Below are 18,708 nucleotides of genomic sequence, written 5' to 3'. Positions count from 1 at the left end.
GGGGGATAGCCGCCACCCGCGGGGGGATAGCCGCCACCCGCGGGGGGGTAGCCGCCACCCGCGGGGGGGTAGCCGCCACCCGCGGGGGGAAAGCCGCCGCCCGCCGGCGGCACGCCCGGCTGCTGCGGCTGTGCGTTCGGGTCATAGCCCCCCGCTGGCGGGAACCCGGCCGGCGCGGACGGCCGACCGGCCCAGCCGCTCATCTGGCCGAGCCGGTCGAGCGCGACGTATGCCACGCCGCCGAACGCGACCGATCCCGCCAGCATCTGGGCGCTGAGCACCCACTCGGCGCCGGAGAGGATCTGGCCGAGGAACTCGACGAACGAGACGATGGCGAGGATGCCGAGGACGACGACGGCCGCGCCGACGGCTAGCCGAGTGACCTTGTCGCGTTCGCGCCAGTTGGTCCGCGGCAGGAGGAACAGGTACACGAGCACGAACACGCCGCCGCCCGCGAGGAGGTGGCCGATGCCGGCCTTGATCTGCGCGCTGGACACGTCGCCTTTGAACTTGCCGAGCAGGTAGCCGAGCATCTCCTGCAGCCCGCCGGCGGCGGTGAATACGCCGATGAGGGCGAATACGTGGACCGCCGCCTTGAGGCCAATCTGGCGGTCGCCCGCGCCGTCACTGCCGTCCCGGCGCGCGTCCCACAGCGCCAACAGGTAGATCGCGACGAACAGCGTCGGCGCGTAGGCGGCCAGCGCCATCGGGTGCAGAAAAAGGCCCATGCCCCCAGCTTGCGCGGCGAGAGATCCCATCGGTGTGCCCCCTTGGTCCCCGCATCCTACCCCGGATCGGGGCGCGGGATCACGGCCGGCCGGGATCTGACGGCTGCGACGACGCGGTCGACGGGCCGCGGCGGCGAGGCGCGCGGCGCGGCGGACGCGCGGCGCCCGGCGTCCGCGCGGCCCTACACGGCGCGGGGCAGCGGGAAGTCGCGACCGGGTTTCGCGAAGTAATAGCCCTGCAGCAGGTCGCAGCCGAGTTCGCGCAGGACGTCGGCCTCGCCCGCGCGCTCGACCCCTTCGCCGATCACGAGGATGTCGTTTTCGCGGCACAGCTGCGTGATCGACGCGGCGAGCTGCTGCTTGACCGGGTGGCGATCGATGTCGCGCACGAGCGACAGGTCGAGCTTGACGATGTCGGTGTCCTCCGGCGCGAACTGGGTCATGCGGTCGTGTCCGGCGCCCAGGTCGTCGATGGCGATCCGGTAACCCAGCGCGCGCAACTCCGCGACTCGCCAGCGCACATCGGAGATTTCCTCGAGGGACGCGCGCTCGGTGATCTCGAGCACGACGCGATTCGCGATCTTCGCCAGCGGCGTCCACCGCGACGACAGCGACTTGTCCAGCAGGTCGAGCGCGTGGACGTTGATGAACAGGGAGCCGCGGTCCGGCGGCTGGGCGGCGAAGTCGTGCGCCGCGAGCGTCCGGATGTGGCGGGCGAGGGCGGGCAGCCGGTGCAGGCGCTCGGCGGCGTCGAGCATGGCGCCCGGATGCGGCAAGTCGGGGTCTCCGGGGCGCATCAGTGCCTCGTAGCCGAACACCGAGCCGTCGGCGGCGCGGACGATCGGCTGATAGGCCATGGACAGGCTCGCGAGGGCGCGCTCGAAGCGGGCCTCGAGGTCGGCGAGCTCGGCGACCGGGTCGCCGGCTCGCGCAGGCCGGCTATCGGAGGGGCGGCGGGCCATCGGAGGTCGGTCGATTGTCGCGCGAATCTCGAGGGTTGTGCAACCTGACCGCCCGGTGGGTCGCCGCCGCCGCCGCGCGCTGTAAGCGCAGGTTGGCCGCCGGCGGCCGCGCGGAGGCCAGTTCGGTGTATGAAACCCCGCTATGCGCAAACGCTGTTGGCTCCTTCCGATCGCGGCCGCGGCCGCGGCGATGCCCGCCCCTGCGCGGGCCGACCGCCCGAAGACCGGCACCATCGACGTCGACCCGTCGCGCGTCCACCTGGTGGACCCGGCCGAACTGCGCACCCATGGCGATACGCGGCTCATCTTTCTCAATCGCTGCGCCGCCGGCTGCACCGTGACGCCCGGCGTCGAGGACTCGCGGACGAATCGATCGAGCATCGTCAACTCGACCGTCCAGTTGCCGCCCTATCCGTACGGCGACGCGTCGTGGAGCGAGGTGGTCCGTTGCGTTCGCAACATGTTCGAGCCGTTCGACGTGGAGATCACTGACGTCGATCCGGGCTCGACGCCCCACTTCGAGGCGATGGTCGCCGGTTCGCCACAGGATGCCGGCTTCGCGAACGACGTCGGCGGCGTCGCACCGGCTACCTGCGGCGTCATCGGCAACGCGATCAACTTCACGTTCGCCGAGGTGTGGGGCGACGATCCGCAGCGGATCTGCGAAGTGATCGCGCAGGAGACGGGGCACACCTTCGGCATGGACCACGAGTACCTGTGCGCCGACCCGATGACGTACCTCACCGGCTGCGGGGCCAAGACGTTCCAGGACGTCGATGCTCAGTGCGGCGAGTACGAGCCGCGCGCGTGCAAGTGCGGGGGGGCGACGCAAAACAGCGTGCAGCGGCTGCTGTACGTGTTCGGCGCCGGCGAGCCGACTCCGCCGACCGTCGAGATCGTCGAGCCGGCCGACGGCGCCACGGTGCGCCCGGGGTTCACCGTGAGCGTCGACGCCAGCGACAACCACGAGGTCACCGAGGTGAGCCTGGTGGTCGGCGGCCAGCCGTCGGGCACGCTCACGACCCGGCCCTACGTGTTCAACACGCCGGACGGGCTGGCCGACGGGCCGGTCACGATCGAGGCGCGCGCCGTCGACAACCGCGGCGACGCGGCGGTCGCCCGAATCACGGTCGTGCTCGACAGCTCTTGTCGCGGCGACAGCGACTGCGGCCCCGGCCAGATGTGCGACGGCGGCGCGTGCGTCGACCGGCCGCCGGGCGAGGGCGAACTCGGCGACCCGTGTGAGGGCAACGCCGACTGCCGGTCGGGTATGTGCGCGCGTTCGGGGGACGAGCAGCGCTGTACCGCGGCGTGCGATCCGACGGTCGCCGACGCGTGCCCGGCCGGCTTCGACTGTCTGTCGGCAGGGACCGGCGGCGCGTGCTGGCCGGCTGGCGGCGACGGCACCGGGGGCGGCTGCGCGGTGCGCAGCGGGGGAACGTCCGCGCCGGCGACATGGGCGCTGATCGCCGCGGTGGGTGCGCTCGCCGTCCGGCGCCGCCGCCGATAAGCGGCACGCGTCGGCGCACGCGCGATGACGAGCGCACGGCGCAGTCGGGGCCCGCGCGGGCGGCGGGCCGCGTCGCCGGCGGGGGCCGCCGCACCCTTGCCAGCGGCGTGGGCCTACGGCGCGGGATGGGGCGCGGTCGCGGCCGTCAACGCAATCGCCATCAGCATGACCGTGCCGTGGCCGGCGTTCGGCGCGCGCGCGCGGTGGCTGCACCACCTGTACGACGCGGGCCACGTTGCCGCGGCCGCGCTCGCCACCGGGGTCGCGGTGGCCGCGTGGCGGCGGGCGGCGCCGCGCCGCATGCGCGGCTGGGGCGCCGTTGCGGCGGCTGCGGCCGCGGGCGCGGTCGCGATGGGGACGCTGGCGGACGACCTGGCCGGCGCGGCCCGCAAACTCGGGGGCGACGCCGCGTATTGGGGGCTGATGGCGGCGGCCGCAGCGGCGATCCCGCTCGCGGCGCACGCCGGGCGCGCGGCGGCGGCGCGCGGCCTGCGCGCCGCGGCGGTCGCGCTCGGATGCGCCGCCGCGTTCGCCAACCACGCGGTCTACCCCGGCGCGTATCCCGGGCTGCACTTGTGGCTGGCGTGGGCCGCCGCGGCGCTCATCGGCGGTGCGCTCGTCGGAGTACCGGCGCCGCCGGTGCGACCGCTGCGCCGGCGCGCGGCCGTCGGGCTGGCGGCGGTCGCGGCGCTCGCCGCCGTGACGGTCGCGCGCTGGCCCCGCAACGCGGTCGCGCTGCAACTGGCGCGCTCGCCCGGCTCGGTGTTCGCGCCGTTTCTGGCGCGGATCCACTTCCGCGACCGCGCGCCCGCGCGGGCCGGCGCCGGCGAGTGGTTCGCCGATCGGGCGACGCGGCCCGCCGTGCCGCCGAGCCCGGAGCGGCTCGTGGACCCGCGCCGCGCGATCGTCATCCTCGTCACGATCGACGCCGTACGCAGCGATGTGTTCGACTCGCCGCGCTGGCGCGACCACATGCCGGTGTTGCGCGGGCTGCGGGCCGAGGGCGTCGACTTCCGCGTGGCCCGCAGCACCGGGTCTCAGACGGTGTACACGCTTGCGACGCTGTTTTCGGGCAAGCACTTTTCGCAGCTGTACTGGAGCCGGAAGGGCGCCGGCCGCACCGGCGAGTTGTGGCCGTGGGCCGATCCGACGCCCCGGTTTCCGGAGATCGTGCAGCGCGCGGGCATTCCGACGGTCACCTACGCGAGCGCGTGGTGGCTCGTCGGCGGAATGGGGGTCGTGCGCGGCTTCGACGTCGAGCCGAAGATCCGATCGCACGTAAAAACCGACTTCAACTTCCCGCTCGCCGAGGACGTGATGGCGCCGGCGCTCGACCGGATCGACCACCACGGCGACGGCCCGCTGTTTCTGTACATGCACTTCATGGACCCGCATTGGCCGTACGACCGCGGCGGCAAACGCGGCGGTCCGAAGGACAGGTGGGTGGCCGAGATCGACGTGGTCGATCGGGAGATCGGCCGGCTCGTCGACGAACTCCGGCGGCGCGGGCTGTGGTCGCGCACGGTGCTCATCGTCACCTCCGACCACGGCGAGGCGTTCGGCGAGCACCGCACGCACCAACACGCGACGACGTTGTACGAGGAACTGCTGCGCGTGCCGCTGATCGTGCGCGCTCCCGGAGTGGCGCCGCGCGTCGTCGCCGAGCCGGTGTCGACGGTGGACCTCGGTCCGACCGTGCTCGATCTGTTCGGCCTTCCGACACCGCCGCATTTCATGGGGCAGAGCCTGGTGCCGCTGATCGCCGGGCGCGACGTGCGACTCACCCGCCCGATCGCCGCGGAGGGCCGGCTCAAGCAGGCGCTCGTCACCCGTGACGGCATCAAGGCGATCCGCGACCTGCGCCACGGTACGCTCGAGGCCTACGACCTGCGCGCCGACCCGCGCGAGCTGCGCAACATCATCGACACGCCGCGCGGCGCGGCCGCGATGGATGAGCTGCGCCGGTTCTTCGACGCGCACGTCTACCGCGCCGACGGCTACGAGGTGCCGTATCGCAAGTAGCGGCGTGCGCGCAGCGCGCCGTCACGCGACGCGGGTGCGCATCGTGACCCACTCCTCCGCCGACGTCGGGTGGATGCCGATGGTCCGGTCGAAGTCGGCTTTCGTCGCGCCCATCTTCACCGCAATCGCGATGCATTGGATGATCTCGGGCGCGTCGTCGCCGACCATGTGCGCGCCGAGAACGCGGTCGCTGTCGCCGTCGACCACCAGCTTCATCAGCGTTTTGTGGTCGCCGCGGCCGGTGAGCGTGTGTTTGAGCGGGGTGAAACGCGAGCGGTATATGTGGACGTTCGGGTAGCGGTCGCGGGCCTGGGCTTCGGTGAGCCCGACCGTCGCGACCGGCGGCTGCGAGAACACGGCCGACGGGACGCACTCGTGGTCGACCGGGCGCGGCTTCCCTCCGAACACGGAGTCGGCGAACGCATGCCCTTCGTGCAACGCGACCGGCGTGAGGTTGATCCGGTCGGTCACGTCGCCGACCGCATAGATGCTGGGGACCGACGTGCGCGACATCTCGTCTACGACGATGGCGCCGTGCGGCCCGAGGTCGACGCCGCATTCGCGCAGCCCGAGGTCGTCGGTGTTGGGGCGTCGCCCGGTCGCGCACAGCACGGCGTCGCGTTCGAACGCGCCGCCGCCGTCGAGGTGCATGCGCAGCCGGCCGCCCTCGAGCCGTTCGATCCGCTCGATGTTGGCGTTCATGCGCAGTTCGATGCCGCGGGCCGCGAGGTGATCCTGGACCGCGTCGCGCACGTCGTCGTCGAACCCGCGCAGCACCTTGTCGCGGCGGTACATCAGCGTGACGGCGACGCCGAAGCCGCTGAGGATGCACGCGAATTCGACCGCGATGTAGCCGCCGCCGACCACCAGGATCGTACGCGGGAGGGAGGGCAGGTGGAACATCTCGTTCGAGGTGAGCGCGTACTCGACGCCCGGCACCGACGGCTTCCACGGCGTTCCCCCTGTGGCGACGAGGATGATGCGCGCGGTCACCCGCCGGCCGCCGACCTCCACGGTGTGCGGATCGGCCAGCCGGGCGCGCGCGTCGAACCGCGTCACGCCGGCGCGGTCGAGCAAGCCGGCATAGATGGCGCTGAGCCGATCGATCTCGCGGTCCTTGGCCGCCACCAGGGTCGGCCAGTCGAACTGCGTGGCGCCGACGCGCCAACCGTACGCCTCCGCATCGCGAAAGTCGTCGGCGAAGTGCGATGCGTAGACGAACAGCTTCTTGGGGACGCAGCCGCGGATCACGCACGTGCCGCCGTAGCGGTACTCTTCGGCGAGCGCGACGCGCGCACCGTGCCCGGCCGCGATGCGCGCCGCGCGGACGCCGCCCGAACCGCCGCCGATGACGAACAGATCGTAGTCGAAGTCGGCCATGGCGCGCAGCGTATCACCCGCCATGACCGCGGCGGCATGCCGAGGCTTTGCTACACTCGGCCGCGATGACGGACAAGCCGGTGGACCCGGGGGACGCGCTGCGCGCCGTCGGCGACGCGATTCGCGAAGACTTCGTCAAGAACAAGCGCGTACTGTCGTTCGCCGAGTACCTGGACCTGTGCGGGCAGTCGTATCGCCAGCTCCGGTCGGCGCCGCAGTACATCAAGGACTGTTTCGACTATTTTGGCGCCGACGAGATCGCGTTTCCGCGCGGCACGGTGCGGCGGTTCAGGCTGTTCGACTGTCCGTGGGCGGACGGCCGCGATCGCCTGGTGGGCCAGGAGGAAGTGCAAAACCGCGTCTACCGGGCGCTGAAGAACTTCGTCAACGAAGGGGCCGCCAACAAGCTGGTGCTGCTGCACGGCCCGAACGGCTCGGCCAAGACGACGCTGATCCGGTGCATCGGCCGCGCAATGCAGCACTACTCCACGCTCGACGAGGGGGCGCTGTATCGCATCAATTGGATCTTTCCCGCGCAAAAGTTGTCGAAGTCGGGCATCGGCTTCGGCGGCGGCTACGACGACGTCAACGCGCGCGATACGTTCGCCTACCTTCCCGACGACATGATCGACGCCAAGGTGGTCGACGAATTGCGCGACCATCCGCTGTTCCTGATTCCTCCCGCGCGCCGCCGGGACCTGCTCGAATCGATCGTGGAGCGCACGGGCGCGCGCGACGCCGGCTTCGTGCTGTCGGACTACATCCAATACGGCCAGCTGTCGGCCAAGAACAAGGCGATCTACGAGGCGCTGCTCGCCAGCTACCAGGGCGATTACCTCAAGGTGTTGCGCCACGTCCAGGTGGAGCGGTTCTACATCCAACACCGCTACCGCTGCGGCTACGTCACCGTCGAGCCGCAGCTCGCCGTCGATGCGACCGAGCGCCAGGTCACGGCCGACCGGTCGATCGCCGCGCTGCCGGCGGCGCTGCAGACGGTCGCGCTGTTCGAGTACGGCGGTGAGTTGGTCGGCGCCAACCGCGGGCTCATCGAATATTCCGATCTGCTCAAGCGCCCGATCGAGGCCTACAAGTACTTGCTGACGACCGTGGAGCGATCGACCGTGAGCCTGCAGACGGCGACGCTCTACCTGGACCTCGTCTACCTCGGTACGTCGAACGAGATCCACCTCAACGCATTCAAAGAACTGCCCGAGTTTCAGTCGTTCAAGGGGCGGCTCGACCTGATTCGAGTGCCCTATCTGCTCGACTACACTCAGGAGGAGCAGATCTACGCGCAGAAGCTGCGCGAGGCGGCCAGCGATCGGCACGTCCAGCCGCATTGCGCCTACGTCGCGGCACTGTGGGCCGTGCTCACGCGCATGCGCAAACCGCTCGCGGAACGCTATCCCAAACAGGTGGCCGATCTGGTTGCGCGCCTCACGCCGCTACAAAAGGCCGAACTGTACGCGACCGGCGCCGTGCCGGACGACTACACGGTCGACCAGGCCAAGTTGTTGCGTGCGCACCTGTCCGACTTGTGGCACGAGTCGGACGCATACCCGAGCTACGAGGGCCGCACCGGGGCGTCCCCTCGTGAAATGCAGACCGTGTTGTTCAACGCGGCGAACTCGTCCACGTTCGACTACGTGTCGGTGGAGGCGGTGCTGGCCGAAATCGAGGAACTCACCCGGCAGGTGTCGGTGTACGAGTTCCTCAAGCAGGAGCCGCTGCCGGGCGGCTACCACGACCACGCTCAGTTCATCGAGATCGCCCGGCGCAAGTGGCTCGATCGCGTGGACGAGGAAGTCCGCGCGGCGCTCAACCTGGTCGAGGAGGGCGAATACCAGCGCCTGTTTGCCAAGTACGTCACTCACGTCACGTACTGGACGCGCAACGAGAAGGTGTTCAACGAGGCCACGGGGCGCAGCGAGGACCCGGACGAGGAGTTGATGCGCGAGGTGGAGCGCACCCTCGAGGTCACTGGGCCGGCCGACGAGTTCCGCAAGGATCTGATCGCACGCATCGGCGCGTGGTCGCTGGACCACCGCGGGCAAAAGGCCGACTACGAGCACATCTTCCCCAAGGAGTTCCGCAAGCTGCGAGACGCCTACTTCCGCCAGCGGCGCGAGATCGTCGGCCGCGCTGTCCGCAACGTGGTCGCGTACCTCACCGACGGGGACCGCGTGCTCGACGACGAGGCGAAGGCGGCCGCGCGGGACACGATCGACGCGCTGGTGCGCAGGTTTGGCTACATCGAGGCCAGCGCCCGCGACGCGGTGCGCGCGTTGGCCAAGGCCCGTTACGCGGAGTAGGCGCTGGCGCGGAACTTGCGCCCCGGGGCCGGTGCCGCCTACCATGAAGGCGTGCGCCTCGCAGTCTGCGCGATAACGTGCGCTGCCGCGTGGGCGGCCGTGGGCGGCGCCGCGCGCGCGGGTGCGTTCGACAAGGGGCCGTACTTACAAAACGTGAGCCGGTCGTCGGTCACGGTGATGTGGGAGTCGAGTCGCGAGCGCGCGTGCGCCGTCGAGGTCGTCGATGCAGCCGGCCGCGTCGCGCGCGCGGTGGCGGCCGAGCCGGAGGATCTCCACGAGGTCGTCGTCGACGGACTCGACGCGGGCACGCGCTACCGGTATCGCGTCGTGTGCGACGACGAGCAGGCCGAAGGTGAGTTCGCAACCGCGCCGGAGCCGGATGCGCCCTTCATGTTCGTCGCGTTCGGCGACAGCCGGTCCAACGCGCGCGCCCACCGTGCGGTGGTCGAGCGCATCCGCCGCGAAGTGCCGGACTTTCTGCTGGGCACCGGCGACTACGTCAACGAGGGCAGCTCGCTCGCCGAATGGCAGGAGTTCTTCGACATCGAGCGCGAGCTGCTCGCCGAGAACGTCCTGTTTCCCGCGCTCGGCAACCACGACCGCCAGGGGCGCGGCCGTACGGCCGACAACTATCGCATGTACTTCGCGGTGCCGGAGAACGCGCCCAACCCGGAGCGCTACTATGCGTTCACCTACGGCAACTCGCGGTTCCTCGTGCTCGACTCGAACGCCTACAGCTTTGCGCTGACCGACCAGACCGCATGGATCGAGCAGCAGCTTCAGGCCGCGCAACTCGACCGCCGCATCCGCCACGTATTCGTCGTCATGCACCACCCGCCGTTTTCCGTGTCGATCCACGGCGGCCACAGCCAGCTGCGCGACGCGTGGACGCCGCTGTTCGAGCGCTACGGTGTCGATGCCGTGTTCAGCGGCCACGACCACAACTACCAGCGCGCCGAGCGCGGGGGCGTGCGCTACTTCGTGACCGGTGGCGGCGGCGCGCCGCTGTACCCGCGGAGCCGGCGCGCGGCGGCGATCGATCGGGACGCGGTGCGCTACATGGAGCGCGTCAACCACTACCTGCGCGTGCACGTCATCGGTGACCACGTCGAGGTCGCCGCGTTCCGCGCCGACGGCACGTTGATCGAGACGGTGTCGTGGGGCGCGATGCCGGAGCGCCGGGACGCGCTGCTCGCGTTTGCGGCGGGCGCCGGACGCGCGAACGGAGCGGAGCCGGCGCTGCGCGCGCGACCCGCGGCGGCCGTGCGCCGAGCGGCGGCGGCCGGCGGCGAGGGGAGCTTCGGCTGGCTCGGCCGGATCGGCGCACTGCTGGCGCTCGGCGCCGGCGCGATCGTCGTCCGCACCGTTCGGTCGTAGTCGCCGGCGGCGGAGCGCGAACGCCGGCCGAGGCGACCGACGGGTGTGGCGGTTGCGGCCGCTACACTTCGCCGCGCAGGGCGTCGACCACCAGCTCGGCGGCGATTTCGCGCTCCTGCCCCGACTCCATGTGCTTGAGCCGCACCGTGCCGGCGGCCGCCTCGGCGTCGCCGATCGCGACGACCCACTGGGCGCCGAGCTTGTGAGCGCGCTTGAACTGCGCCTTGAACCCCACGTCGCGGTGCTCCATGTCCGCCGCGAACCCCGCGCGACGGACGGCATCGGCCACCGCGAGCGCGCGCTCGCGGGCGGCGGGGCCGGCGCTGGCGAAGAATACGTCGATGGCGGCGCCTGCGCGCCCGCGGTCGCCCAGCAATAACATCGCTCGTTCGACGCCGAGCGCGAACCCGATCGCGGGGGTGGACGGGCCGCCGAGGTCTTCGACCAGGTCGTCGTAGCGGCCGCCGGCGACGATCGTACCCTGCGCGCCGAGCGCCGCGTCGGCGGTGATCAGCTCGAATACGGTGCCGGTGTAGTAATCGAGCCCGCGCACGAGGCGCGGGTCGACGTCGAACGGCACGCCGACGGCGGCCAGTCCGCGCCGGACGGCGTCGAAATGGCCGCGGCTGGCGTCGCCGAGCGCATCGAGCACCGACGGCGCGCCAGCGATGATGCGGCGGCACGCCTCCACCTTGCAGTCCAACACCCGCAGCGGATTCTTGTCGAGCCGCCGCCGGCAGTCGCCGCACAGCGCGTCGCGATGCGGACCGAAGTGCGCCAGCAACCGTTCGCGATACACCGGCCGGTCGGCACGTCCGCCGACCGAGTTGATCACCACCGTGTTGGCGATGCCGACCTCGCTGTACAGCCGGTGCAGCATCGCGACGATCTCGACGTCGATGGTCGGCTCGGCGATGCCGAACACCTCGACTCCGATCTGCCAGAACTGGCGGTATCGGCCGGTCTGCATCCGCTCGTAGCGGAACATCGGCCCGACGTAGTACCAGCGGGTGACCGGCTCGCGCTTGTGGACGGCGTGCTGGATGTACGCGCGCACGCAACTCGCGGTGCCCTCGGGGCGCAGTGTGAGCGATCGGCCCTTGCGGTCCGCGAACGTGTACATCTCCTTTTCGACGATGTCCGTCGCCTCGCCGACTCCGCGCGCGAACAGCGCCGTCGCTTCGACGATCGGCGTGCGGACCTCTCGGTACCCGTACTGGTGCAAGATGGCGCGGCAGTGATCCTCGAACTGCCGCCACGCGTCCGACTCGGGCGGCAGGATGTCGTTCATGCCGCGCACCGACGTGAGCTTCTCGCTGGTCATGACTCCTCTACCCTGACCACGATGTCGCCCAACCGCGCAACCAGATCCGCGCGTGCGGCGCGCACGGCGTCGGGGTGCTTGCTCTCGAGCGTGATGAGCACCCGATAGTCGGGCTCATCGAAGCGCGGGTAGCTGCCCACCGCGACGTCGGGATGCCCGGCGACGACGGCGTCCAGGTGCGGGGCGAGCGCGCCCTCGTCGGCTCGCGCGAACACGCGCTCTACCGTCCAGGGCACGTCGCGAAACAGGTGGGCGATCGATTCGAACTTGCGGCGGAACAGCGCCGGCACGCCGGGCAGGATGTAGACGTTGCGAATTCGCGCGACTGGCCACTTCAGGTCGCCGCCGTCGCCGATCAACTCGGCGCCGGCAGGGACCTCGGCCAACCGCAGGTTGCGCTCGGCCAACTCCGGGCCGAAGAAGGCGCGGATGGCATCGGCGAGGGCCGGGTGAACGACCACGTCGACACCGAACGCGCGCGCGATCCCGGCCATGGTGACGTCGTCGTGGGTCGGCCCCACGCCTCCCGACGTGAACACGAGATCGAACCGGTCCGAGAAGCGGGCGACCGTGTCCGCGATGTCGTCGACGTCGTCGGGGATCATGGACACGCGCTGCAGCGCGACGCCGAGTTCGCGCAGCGCGCCGATGAGGTAGCGGGCGTTTTCGTCGGCGAACTTCCCGCTGAGGATCTCGTCGCCGATGATGACGATGCCGGCCGTCCGGGCCATCGCCGGCACTGTACCACCGCGCTCGGCCGGCCGGAGCGCGGCGGGCGCTCGGGCCAGCCCCGGGCTTGCCGGCGCGGTCCGGCCCTGTTAGAACCGCGCGGACCGCATGGACGACCGCCGCGATCAAAGCCACACGACGCGCAGTGGGCCGGGAGGCAGCCTGCTGATTCGGGGCGGCCGCGTGATCGATCCGGCCGCCGGCCGCGATGCGACGGCCGACGTGAAGATCGAAGCCGGCCGGATCGCCGAGGTCGGCCGCGGGCTCGCGGCGCCGGCCGGCGCCCGCGTCATCGACGCCGCCGACCGCATCGTCGGGCCCGGCCTCATCGATCTCCACGTCCACCTGCGCGAGCCCGGCGAGGAGTACAAAGAGGACATCGAGTCCGGATCGCGGACGGCGGCCGCCGGCGGGTTCACGACGGTGTGCTGCATGCCGAACACCAAGCCGGCCAACGACTGCCGCGCAGTGACCGAGTTGATCCTCGAGCGCGCCGCGCTGGTCGACGGCGTCCGCGTGCGGCCGATCGGCGCGATCTCCCGCGGTCTGCAGGGCGAGGCGCTCGCCGAATTCGGCGAGATGCGCGACGCGGGGATCGTCGCGGTGTCCGACGACGGCCGCCCGGTCATGAGCGCGGGCTTGATGCGTCGCGCGCTCGAATATGCGCGCACGTTCGGCCTGCCGGTCGTCCAGCACGCCGAGGATCTGAGCCTGTCGGCCGGCGGCGCCATGAACGAGGGGGACGCGGCGACGCGCGCGGGCCTCAGCGGCCAGCCGCCGCAGGCCGAGTCGGTCATGGTCGCGCGCGACCTCGAGCTGGTCGAGTGGACCGGCGCGCGCTATCACGTCGCCCACGTGTCGACGGCGCGCACGGTCGCGCTGGTGCGCGATGCCAAACGCCGCGGCCTGCCGGTGACGTGCGAGGTGACGCCGCACCACTTCACGCTCACGGACGAGGCGTGCCTCGCGTACGATACGTCCACCAAGGTGGCGCCGCCGCTGCGCACGGCCGCCGACATCGACGCGATCGTCGAAGCGCTCGCCGACGGCACGATCGACTGCATCGCGACCGATCACGCACCGCACTCCGAGGTGGAGAAGGAGGTCGAGTTCGAACATGCCGCGTGCGGGATGCTCGGCCTCGAGACGGCGGTGCCGCTCACACTCGAACTGGTGGCCCGCGGCGCGATCGGCTGGATGCGCGCGGTGGAGTTGCTCACCGCGGCGCCTGCGCGGGTGTTCGACCTGCGCGTACCGGGCGCCGGCACCCTGGCTCCCGGCGCGGTCGGCGACGTGACGATCCTCGATCCGGATCTCGAATGGACGGTCGATCGCGATCGCATGGAGTCCAAGTCGCGGAACACGCCGTTTCACGGGCGGCGCGTCCGCGGACGCGCCGTCGTCACGATCGTCGGCGGCCGCGTCGTGTACGAACTCGGAGGTGCGCTGTGACCGCGCGCCGCCCGGCGGTGCTCGTGCTCGAGGACGGCTCGGTGTTCCGCGGCGACGCTTTCGGCGCCGAGGAGACGGTGTTCGGCGAGGTCGTGTTCAACACGGCGATGACCGGCTACCAGGAGATTCTCACCGACCCGAGCTACTGCGGGCAGATCGTCGCCATGACCGCGCCGCAGATCGGCAACACCGGGGTCAACCGCGAGGATTTCGAGTCCGGCCGCGTGTTCGCGTCGGGGTTCGTGGTCCGCGAGCTGGCGCCGCTCGCGTCGAACTGGCGCGCGGAGGGCGACCTCGCGTCGCTGCTGGCGGACGCGGGCGTCGCCGGCATCACCGGGGTGGACACGCGAGCGCTCACCCGGCGCATCCGCGACCGCGGCGCCCAGCGCGGCGCGATCGCGACCGGCGACGTCGACGTGGGGGAACTGCGCGACCGCGTACTCGCATCGCCGTCGATGGAGGGGCGCGATCTGGTGCCACAGGTGACGTGCGCCGAGCGATACACCTGGGACGAGCCGACCTGGCGGCCGCCGGACGCCCCGGGCGCGCCGCCGCCGCCGGCCGAACTCCACGTCGTCGCCTACGACTTCGGCATCAAGCGCAACATCCTGCGCGACCTGCGCGACGCCGGCATTCGCGTCACGGTCGTACCGGCGACGACGCCGGCGGCTGACGCGCTCGCGCTGGCGCCCGACGGGGTGTTTCTGTCCAACGGGCCGGGGGACCCGGCGGCGGTCACGTACGCGGTCGATGCGGTCCGCGATCTGGTGGCCAGCGGCGTGCCGCTTTTCGGCATCTGCTTGGGACATCAGATCCTCGCGCTCGCCCTTGGCGGTCGCACCTACAAGCTGCCGTTCGGCCACCACGGCGCCAACCATCCGGTGCTCGATCTCGCCACCGGCAAGGTCGAGATTACGTCGCAGAACCACGGCTTCTGCGTCGATGTGGACTCGCTTGCCGGCCGCGCGATCTGCACGCACCTGAACCTGTACGACCGAACCGTGGAGGGCCTTCGGGTCGCCGGAAAGCCGGTGTTCGGCGTCCAGTATCATCCCGAGGCGAGCCCGGGCCCGCACGATTCCGCGTACCTGTTTGCGCGCTTCGCCGCGGCGATGCGCGGGCAATCGGCGTGACCGCGGAGCAGGCCGCGCGGCTCGTCGGCCAACTCATCGACGAGGTGATCGAACGAGTTGCCGGCGACGCCGACGACGTGGCCCGGGCGCGGGCGGACTTCGACGACCGCCGCGGGCGCGTGTTCGAGGACGAGGAGCTGTGGGAGGCGTGGACGCAGGCATTTCTCGAGTGGTACGCATTCGAGCGCGTGCGCGACGGCCAGCGGTGGCCGCCGGCGGCGTCGCTGCTGGCCGGCGAGCCGGATCCGGACCGCCGCGATGCGGTGCGGGCGCTGATCCGATCGCACCGGTCGCTGTTCGAGGTCGTCGCGATCGAGCCCGGGCGGGTGAGGCTGCGCGATCTGATCGGCGGCGCCCGCTTCGCGGTGGACGAGCCGCGCGCCCTGCACGGCGTCTCAGCCGGGGATGTGGTCGAGGCGCGGCTGGTCGGCGTCGGTGGCCACGTCGTGTTCGGCCGCGCGCTGTGCTACCACCCGCCCGCGACGGGGCGCGCGGTGGCGGCACGGGTCGCCGCGCTGCGTGCCGCCGGCCGCGATCGGCGCGACATCCTCGACGCGATTGCGGCGCTGCGCGTCAAGGCGCTGCGCTACCCGAACGTCGCGCCGGAGCGCGTGTACGCGCCCGGTGGCATGGCGCGATAGCGCGGTGTTGCGCGGGCGGCGCGCGGCTGCGGTACAGTCCGGGGCCATGAGCGAGCCGATGTGGACGCCGTCGTCGGAGCGGATCGCGCGCGCGAACATGACGCGCTTTCTGAAACAAGTCGGCCAGCCCGACGTGCGGTCGGCGTGGCGCTGGTCGGTCGACGACCCCGCCGCGTTCTGGCCGGCCGTGTGGGAGTTCTTCGACATCGCGGCGGCCGAGCGGGGCGACCGCGTCGTCGTCGACCTCGACAAGATGCCCGGCGCGCGCTGGTTCCCGGACGCACGGCTGAACTTCGCCGCCAACTTGCTGCGCTACCGGGACGACCAGGTGGCCATCGTCGCGGGCGACGAACGCGGCCGGCGGCGCTCGATCACGTACGCCGAGTTGTACGCACAGGTCAGCGCGGTCGCGCGGTGGCTGCGGGCACAGGGCGTGGCCGCCGGCGACCGCGTAGCCGGCTTCGTTCCGAACGTTCCCGAGTCGATCGTCGCGATGCTCGCCACAGCGAGCATCGGCGCGATCTGGTCGTCCTGCTCGCCGGACTTCGGAATTCGCGGCGTGCTCGACCGATTCGGCCAGATCGAGCCGAAGGTGCTGTTTTGCGCGGACGGCTACTCGTACAACGGCAAGGCCATCGACTCGCTCGCGCGCATCCGCGGCATCCTCGCGCAGCTCCCGAGCGTCGAACGCACCGTGGTCATCCCGTTCGCCGGCGACGAACCGGCGATCGACGGCCTTCCGGGCGCGGTGCGGTTTGCGGACGTCGCGGCGCAGCCGGACGGCGACATCGACTTCGCGATACTGCCGTTCAACCACCCGCTGTACATCATGTACTCGTCGGGCACCACGGGCGTGCCCAAGTGCATCGTACACGGCGCCGGCGGTACGCTCATCCAGCACCTGAAGGAGTTGGGCCTGCACACCGACGTGCAGCGGGACGACCGCATCTTCTACTTCACGACCTGCGGATGGATGATGTGGAACTGGCTGGTGAGTTCGCTCGCGCTCGGGGCGACGGTCGTGCTGTACGACGGGTCGCCGACCTACCCGGCGCCGGACGCGCTGTGGTCGTTCGCCGCGGAGGTCGGCATCACCGTGTTCGGCACGAGCGCCAAGTACCTCGCGTCGATCGAGAAAGCCGGCGTCGTGCCGCGCAAGACGCACGACGTGTCGTCGGTGCGCGCGATTCTGTCGACCGGGTCGCCGCTTCTGCCGGAGAGCTTCGACTACGTGTACCGGGACATCAAGCGAGACGTCCACCTCGCGTCGATCTCGGGCGGCACCGACATCATTTCCTGCTTCGCCCTCGGCAACCCGATCGGCCCGGTCTACCGTGGCGAGTTGCAGATGCGGGGGCTCGGGATGCGGGTCGCGGTGTTCGACGACCAGGGGCGCGAGGTGCGCGGCCAAAAGGGCGAGCTTTGCTGTACGCGCCCATTTCCGTCGATGCCGATCTACTTCTGGAACGACCCGGACGGCAAGCGCTACCACGACGCGTATTTCGCCCGGTTCCCGAACGTCTGGTGCCACGGCGATTACGCCGAACTCACCGAGCACGATGGCATGATCATCTACGGCCGGTCGGACGCGACCCTGAATCCAGGCGGCGTCCGCATCGGCACGGCCGAGATTTACCGCGTCGTCGAGTCGATTCCCGACGTCGTCGAGTCGATCGCGGTCGGCCACCCGGTCGACGGGGACGTCGAGGTGATTCTGTGCGTCGTGTTGCGCGACGGCGTCCAACTCACCGACGAGTTGGAGCGCACGATTCGCCGCAAACTCCGCGAGGAAGCGTCGCCGCGCCACGTGCCGGCGCGCATCTTCCAGGTGCCGGCGATCCCGCGGACGATCAGCGGCAAGATCGTCGAGCTGGCCGTGCAGCGCGTCATGCACGGCCAGCCCGTCGACAACCGCGACGCGCTCGCGAACCCCGAAGCGCTCGACTACTTCAAGAACTTGCTGTGACTGGTGCGGGCCGGGTCGCTACGGCAGCTTGGGCCGCTGGTAGGTGGTGTCCGGCGTGAGCGCCCGCAAGAAGGCCAGCAGTTGCGCCCGCTGTTTCGCGGTGAGCTTCTTCGGTTTGAGCTTCGGATCGATGTGCGGGTTGTTCTTGCGGTAGCCGCCGCCGATCATGAAATCGACCGCGTCCTCGAGCGTCTTGCCGCTGCCGTCGTGAAAGTAGGGCGGGTGTAGCGTCACGCCGCGCAAGCCCGGTGTCTTGAACGCGCCGGTATCCTTCGGATCCTTGGTCACGGCGAACCGACCGGGGTCAGGGCTGTCGTTGCCCTCGTAGCCGACGCCGACGTTGTGGTAGAGCATGTCGGTATAAAGCGGCGGCGCGTGGCACAGGGCGCACGCCGCGGTCTCCGTGAACACCTTGAAGCCGGCGATCGCGTCCGGGCTCACGGCGCTGGCGTCGCCGGACTTCTCGTAGCGGTCCCACGGCGAGTCTCCGCTGCGCAGTTTGATGCGCAGGAACGACGCGAGCGCTTTGGGGATGTTGTCGGCCGTCGGCCCCTCGCCGAACGCGCGCTGAAACCGCGTCGCGTACTCCGGGATCGCCGCGAGCTTCGCGGCGACCTTGTCGGGGGTTCCACCGACCTGGCCGGTCCACGCGGCCAGGATCTGCGACTCGAGGGTCGGCTTGCGGCCGTCCCAGTACCACTCGTTGGCGTAGGCGACGTTGAACAGGGTCGGCGAGTGGCGCTTGTTGAGCTTGCCGTTGAACTTCGGCGACAGCGGCAGGCCGTCGCCCCAGCCCTTTTCCGGCTGGTGGCAGGTTTCGCACGCGAACGTGCCGCTGTCCGACAGGCGCTTGTCGAAGAACAGCAGCTCGCCGAGCGCGACCTTTTCGGCCGTGTCCGGGTTGTCGGCGGGTGCCGGCGTCGGCGGCAGACCGAGCGGCGGCGGCGGAATCGGCGGCGCCGGCGGCACGTCGGGCGTCGCAGCGGCGGCCGGTGGCGCCGGTGTGGCCGGCTTGGCCGCGTCGCCGCCGGCCGCGGGCGTCTCGCCGGCCTTCTTGCCACACGCGGACATGGCGAGCAAAACGCACAACAGCGAGATGGATGAGCGAGTCACGGGATCCTCCTTTCCGACTGGAGCAATGGGGGGGTGGCGTCGGCGCGGTCGGGGGTGGG

At 71.0% G+C, this 18,708-nt stretch carries 14 protein-coding genes; 8 read left to right on the top strand and 6 right to left on the bottom strand.

Annotated elements, in window-relative coordinates; all coding sequences use genetic code 11:
- The coding region (locus D6689_03665) for a hypothetical protein (protein ID RMH44008.1) at nt 1-728 on the bottom strand (728 nt) is incomplete at its 3' end.
- A 182-nt stretch (nt 729-910) separates the two neighbouring features.
- Nucleotides 911-2,071 (bottom strand): EAL domain-containing protein, encoded by a 1,161-nt coding sequence (locus D6689_03660; GenBank protein RMH44007.1) that lies wholly within the window; start codon nt 2,069-2,071, stop codon nt 911-913.
- Between D6689_03660 and D6689_03655 the strand changes: the two genes are divergently transcribed.
- Nucleotides 2,028-3,200, top strand: coding sequence for a hypothetical protein (locus tag D6689_03655; protein ID RMH44006.1), 1,173 nt, complete (start codon nt 2,028-2,030; stop codon nt 3,198-3,200). The genes D6689_03660 and D6689_03655 overlap by 44 nt on opposite strands.
- Nucleotides 3,201-3,365: 165 nt before the next feature.
- Complete coding sequence (locus tag D6689_03650) at nt 3,366-5,222, top strand: hypothetical protein (GenBank protein ID RMH44005.1); 1,857 nt, start codon at nt 3,366-3,368, stop codon at nt 5,220-5,222.
- Between the two features lie 21 nt (nt 5,223-5,243).
- Here the strand turns inward: D6689_03650 and gor are convergent, their stop codons facing one another.
- Complete coding sequence (gor, locus tag D6689_03645) at nt 5,244-6,602, bottom strand: glutathione-disulfide reductase (GenBank protein ID RMH44004.1); 1,359 nt, start codon at nt 6,600-6,602, stop codon at nt 5,244-5,246.
- Between the two features lie 65 nt (nt 6,603-6,667).
- Between gor and D6689_03640 the strand changes: the two genes are divergently transcribed.
- Together D6689_03640 and D6689_03635 are read left to right on the top strand one after the other, a co-directional pair.
- Nucleotides 6,668-8,914, top strand: a complete 2,247-nt coding sequence (locus D6689_03640; protein RMH44003.1) for a serine protein kinase PrkA — start codon at nt 6,668-6,670, stop codon at nt 8,912-8,914.
- A 327-nt stretch (nt 8,915-9,241) separates the two neighbouring features.
- Entirely contained in the window at nt 9,242-10,291 is a 1,050-nt protein-coding gene (locus tag D6689_03635; protein ID RMH44002.1) for a hypothetical protein, read from the top strand.
- A gap of 61 nt (nt 10,292-10,352) precedes the next feature.
- On the opposite strand, the gene D6689_03630 is transcribed toward D6689_03635, so the two are convergent.
- Both D6689_03630 and D6689_03625 read right to left on the bottom strand, forming a co-directional pair.
- Nucleotides 10,353-11,615 (bottom strand): histidine--tRNA ligase, encoded by a 1,263-nt coding sequence (locus D6689_03630; GenBank protein ID RMH44001.1) that lies wholly within the window; start codon nt 11,613-11,615, stop codon nt 10,353-10,355.
- Nucleotides 11,612-12,346 (bottom strand): competence/damage-inducible protein A, encoded by a 735-nt coding sequence (locus D6689_03625; GenBank protein RMH44000.1) that lies wholly within the window; start codon nt 12,344-12,346, stop codon nt 11,612-11,614. The genes D6689_03630 and D6689_03625 overlap by 4 nt, the downstream gene beginning before the upstream one ends.
- 106 nt (nt 12,347-12,452) lie before the next feature.
- Between D6689_03625 and D6689_03620 the strand changes: the two genes are divergently transcribed.
- From D6689_03620 to D6689_03605, 4 genes are read left to right on the top strand one after another with little or no spacing between them, the layout of a single operon-like run.
- Entirely contained in the window at nt 12,453-13,796 is a 1,344-nt protein-coding gene (locus D6689_03620) for a dihydroorotase (GenBank protein RMH43999.1), read from the top strand.
- Nucleotides 13,664-14,929 (top strand): carbamoyl-phosphate synthase small subunit, encoded by a 1,266-nt coding sequence (locus D6689_03615; protein RMH43998.1) that lies wholly within the window; start codon nt 13,664-13,666, stop codon nt 14,927-14,929. Before D6689_03620 ends, D6689_03615 begins: the two co-directional genes overlap by 133 nt.
- Nucleotides 14,926-15,570, top strand: coding sequence for a hypothetical protein (locus D6689_03610; protein ID RMH43997.1), 645 nt, complete (start codon nt 14,926-14,928; stop codon nt 15,568-15,570). Before D6689_03615 ends, D6689_03610 begins: the two co-directional genes overlap by 4 nt.
- A gap of 46 nt (nt 15,571-15,616) precedes the next feature.
- Nucleotides 15,617-17,536 (top strand): acetoacetate--CoA ligase, encoded by a 1,920-nt coding sequence (locus D6689_03605; GenBank protein ID RMH43996.1) that lies wholly within the window; start codon nt 15,617-15,619, stop codon nt 17,534-17,536.
- An 18-nt stretch (nt 17,537-17,554) separates the two neighbouring features.
- Here the strand turns inward: D6689_03605 and D6689_03600 are convergent, their stop codons facing one another.
- Nucleotides 17,555-18,607 (bottom strand): cytochrome-c peroxidase, encoded by a 1,053-nt coding sequence (locus D6689_03600; protein ID RMH43995.1) that lies wholly within the window; start codon nt 18,605-18,607, stop codon nt 17,555-17,557.
- Between the last annotated feature and the right edge of the window lie 101 nt (nt 18,608-18,708).

The organism is Deltaproteobacteria bacterium (assembly GCA_003696105.1).
In the GTDB taxonomy this organism is placed as follows: domain Bacteria; phylum Myxococcota_A; class Polyangia; order Haliangiales; family J016; genus J016.
Note: the sequence above shows the minus strand (reverse complement) of the source record. Positions and strands in the feature narration are given on the sequence as shown.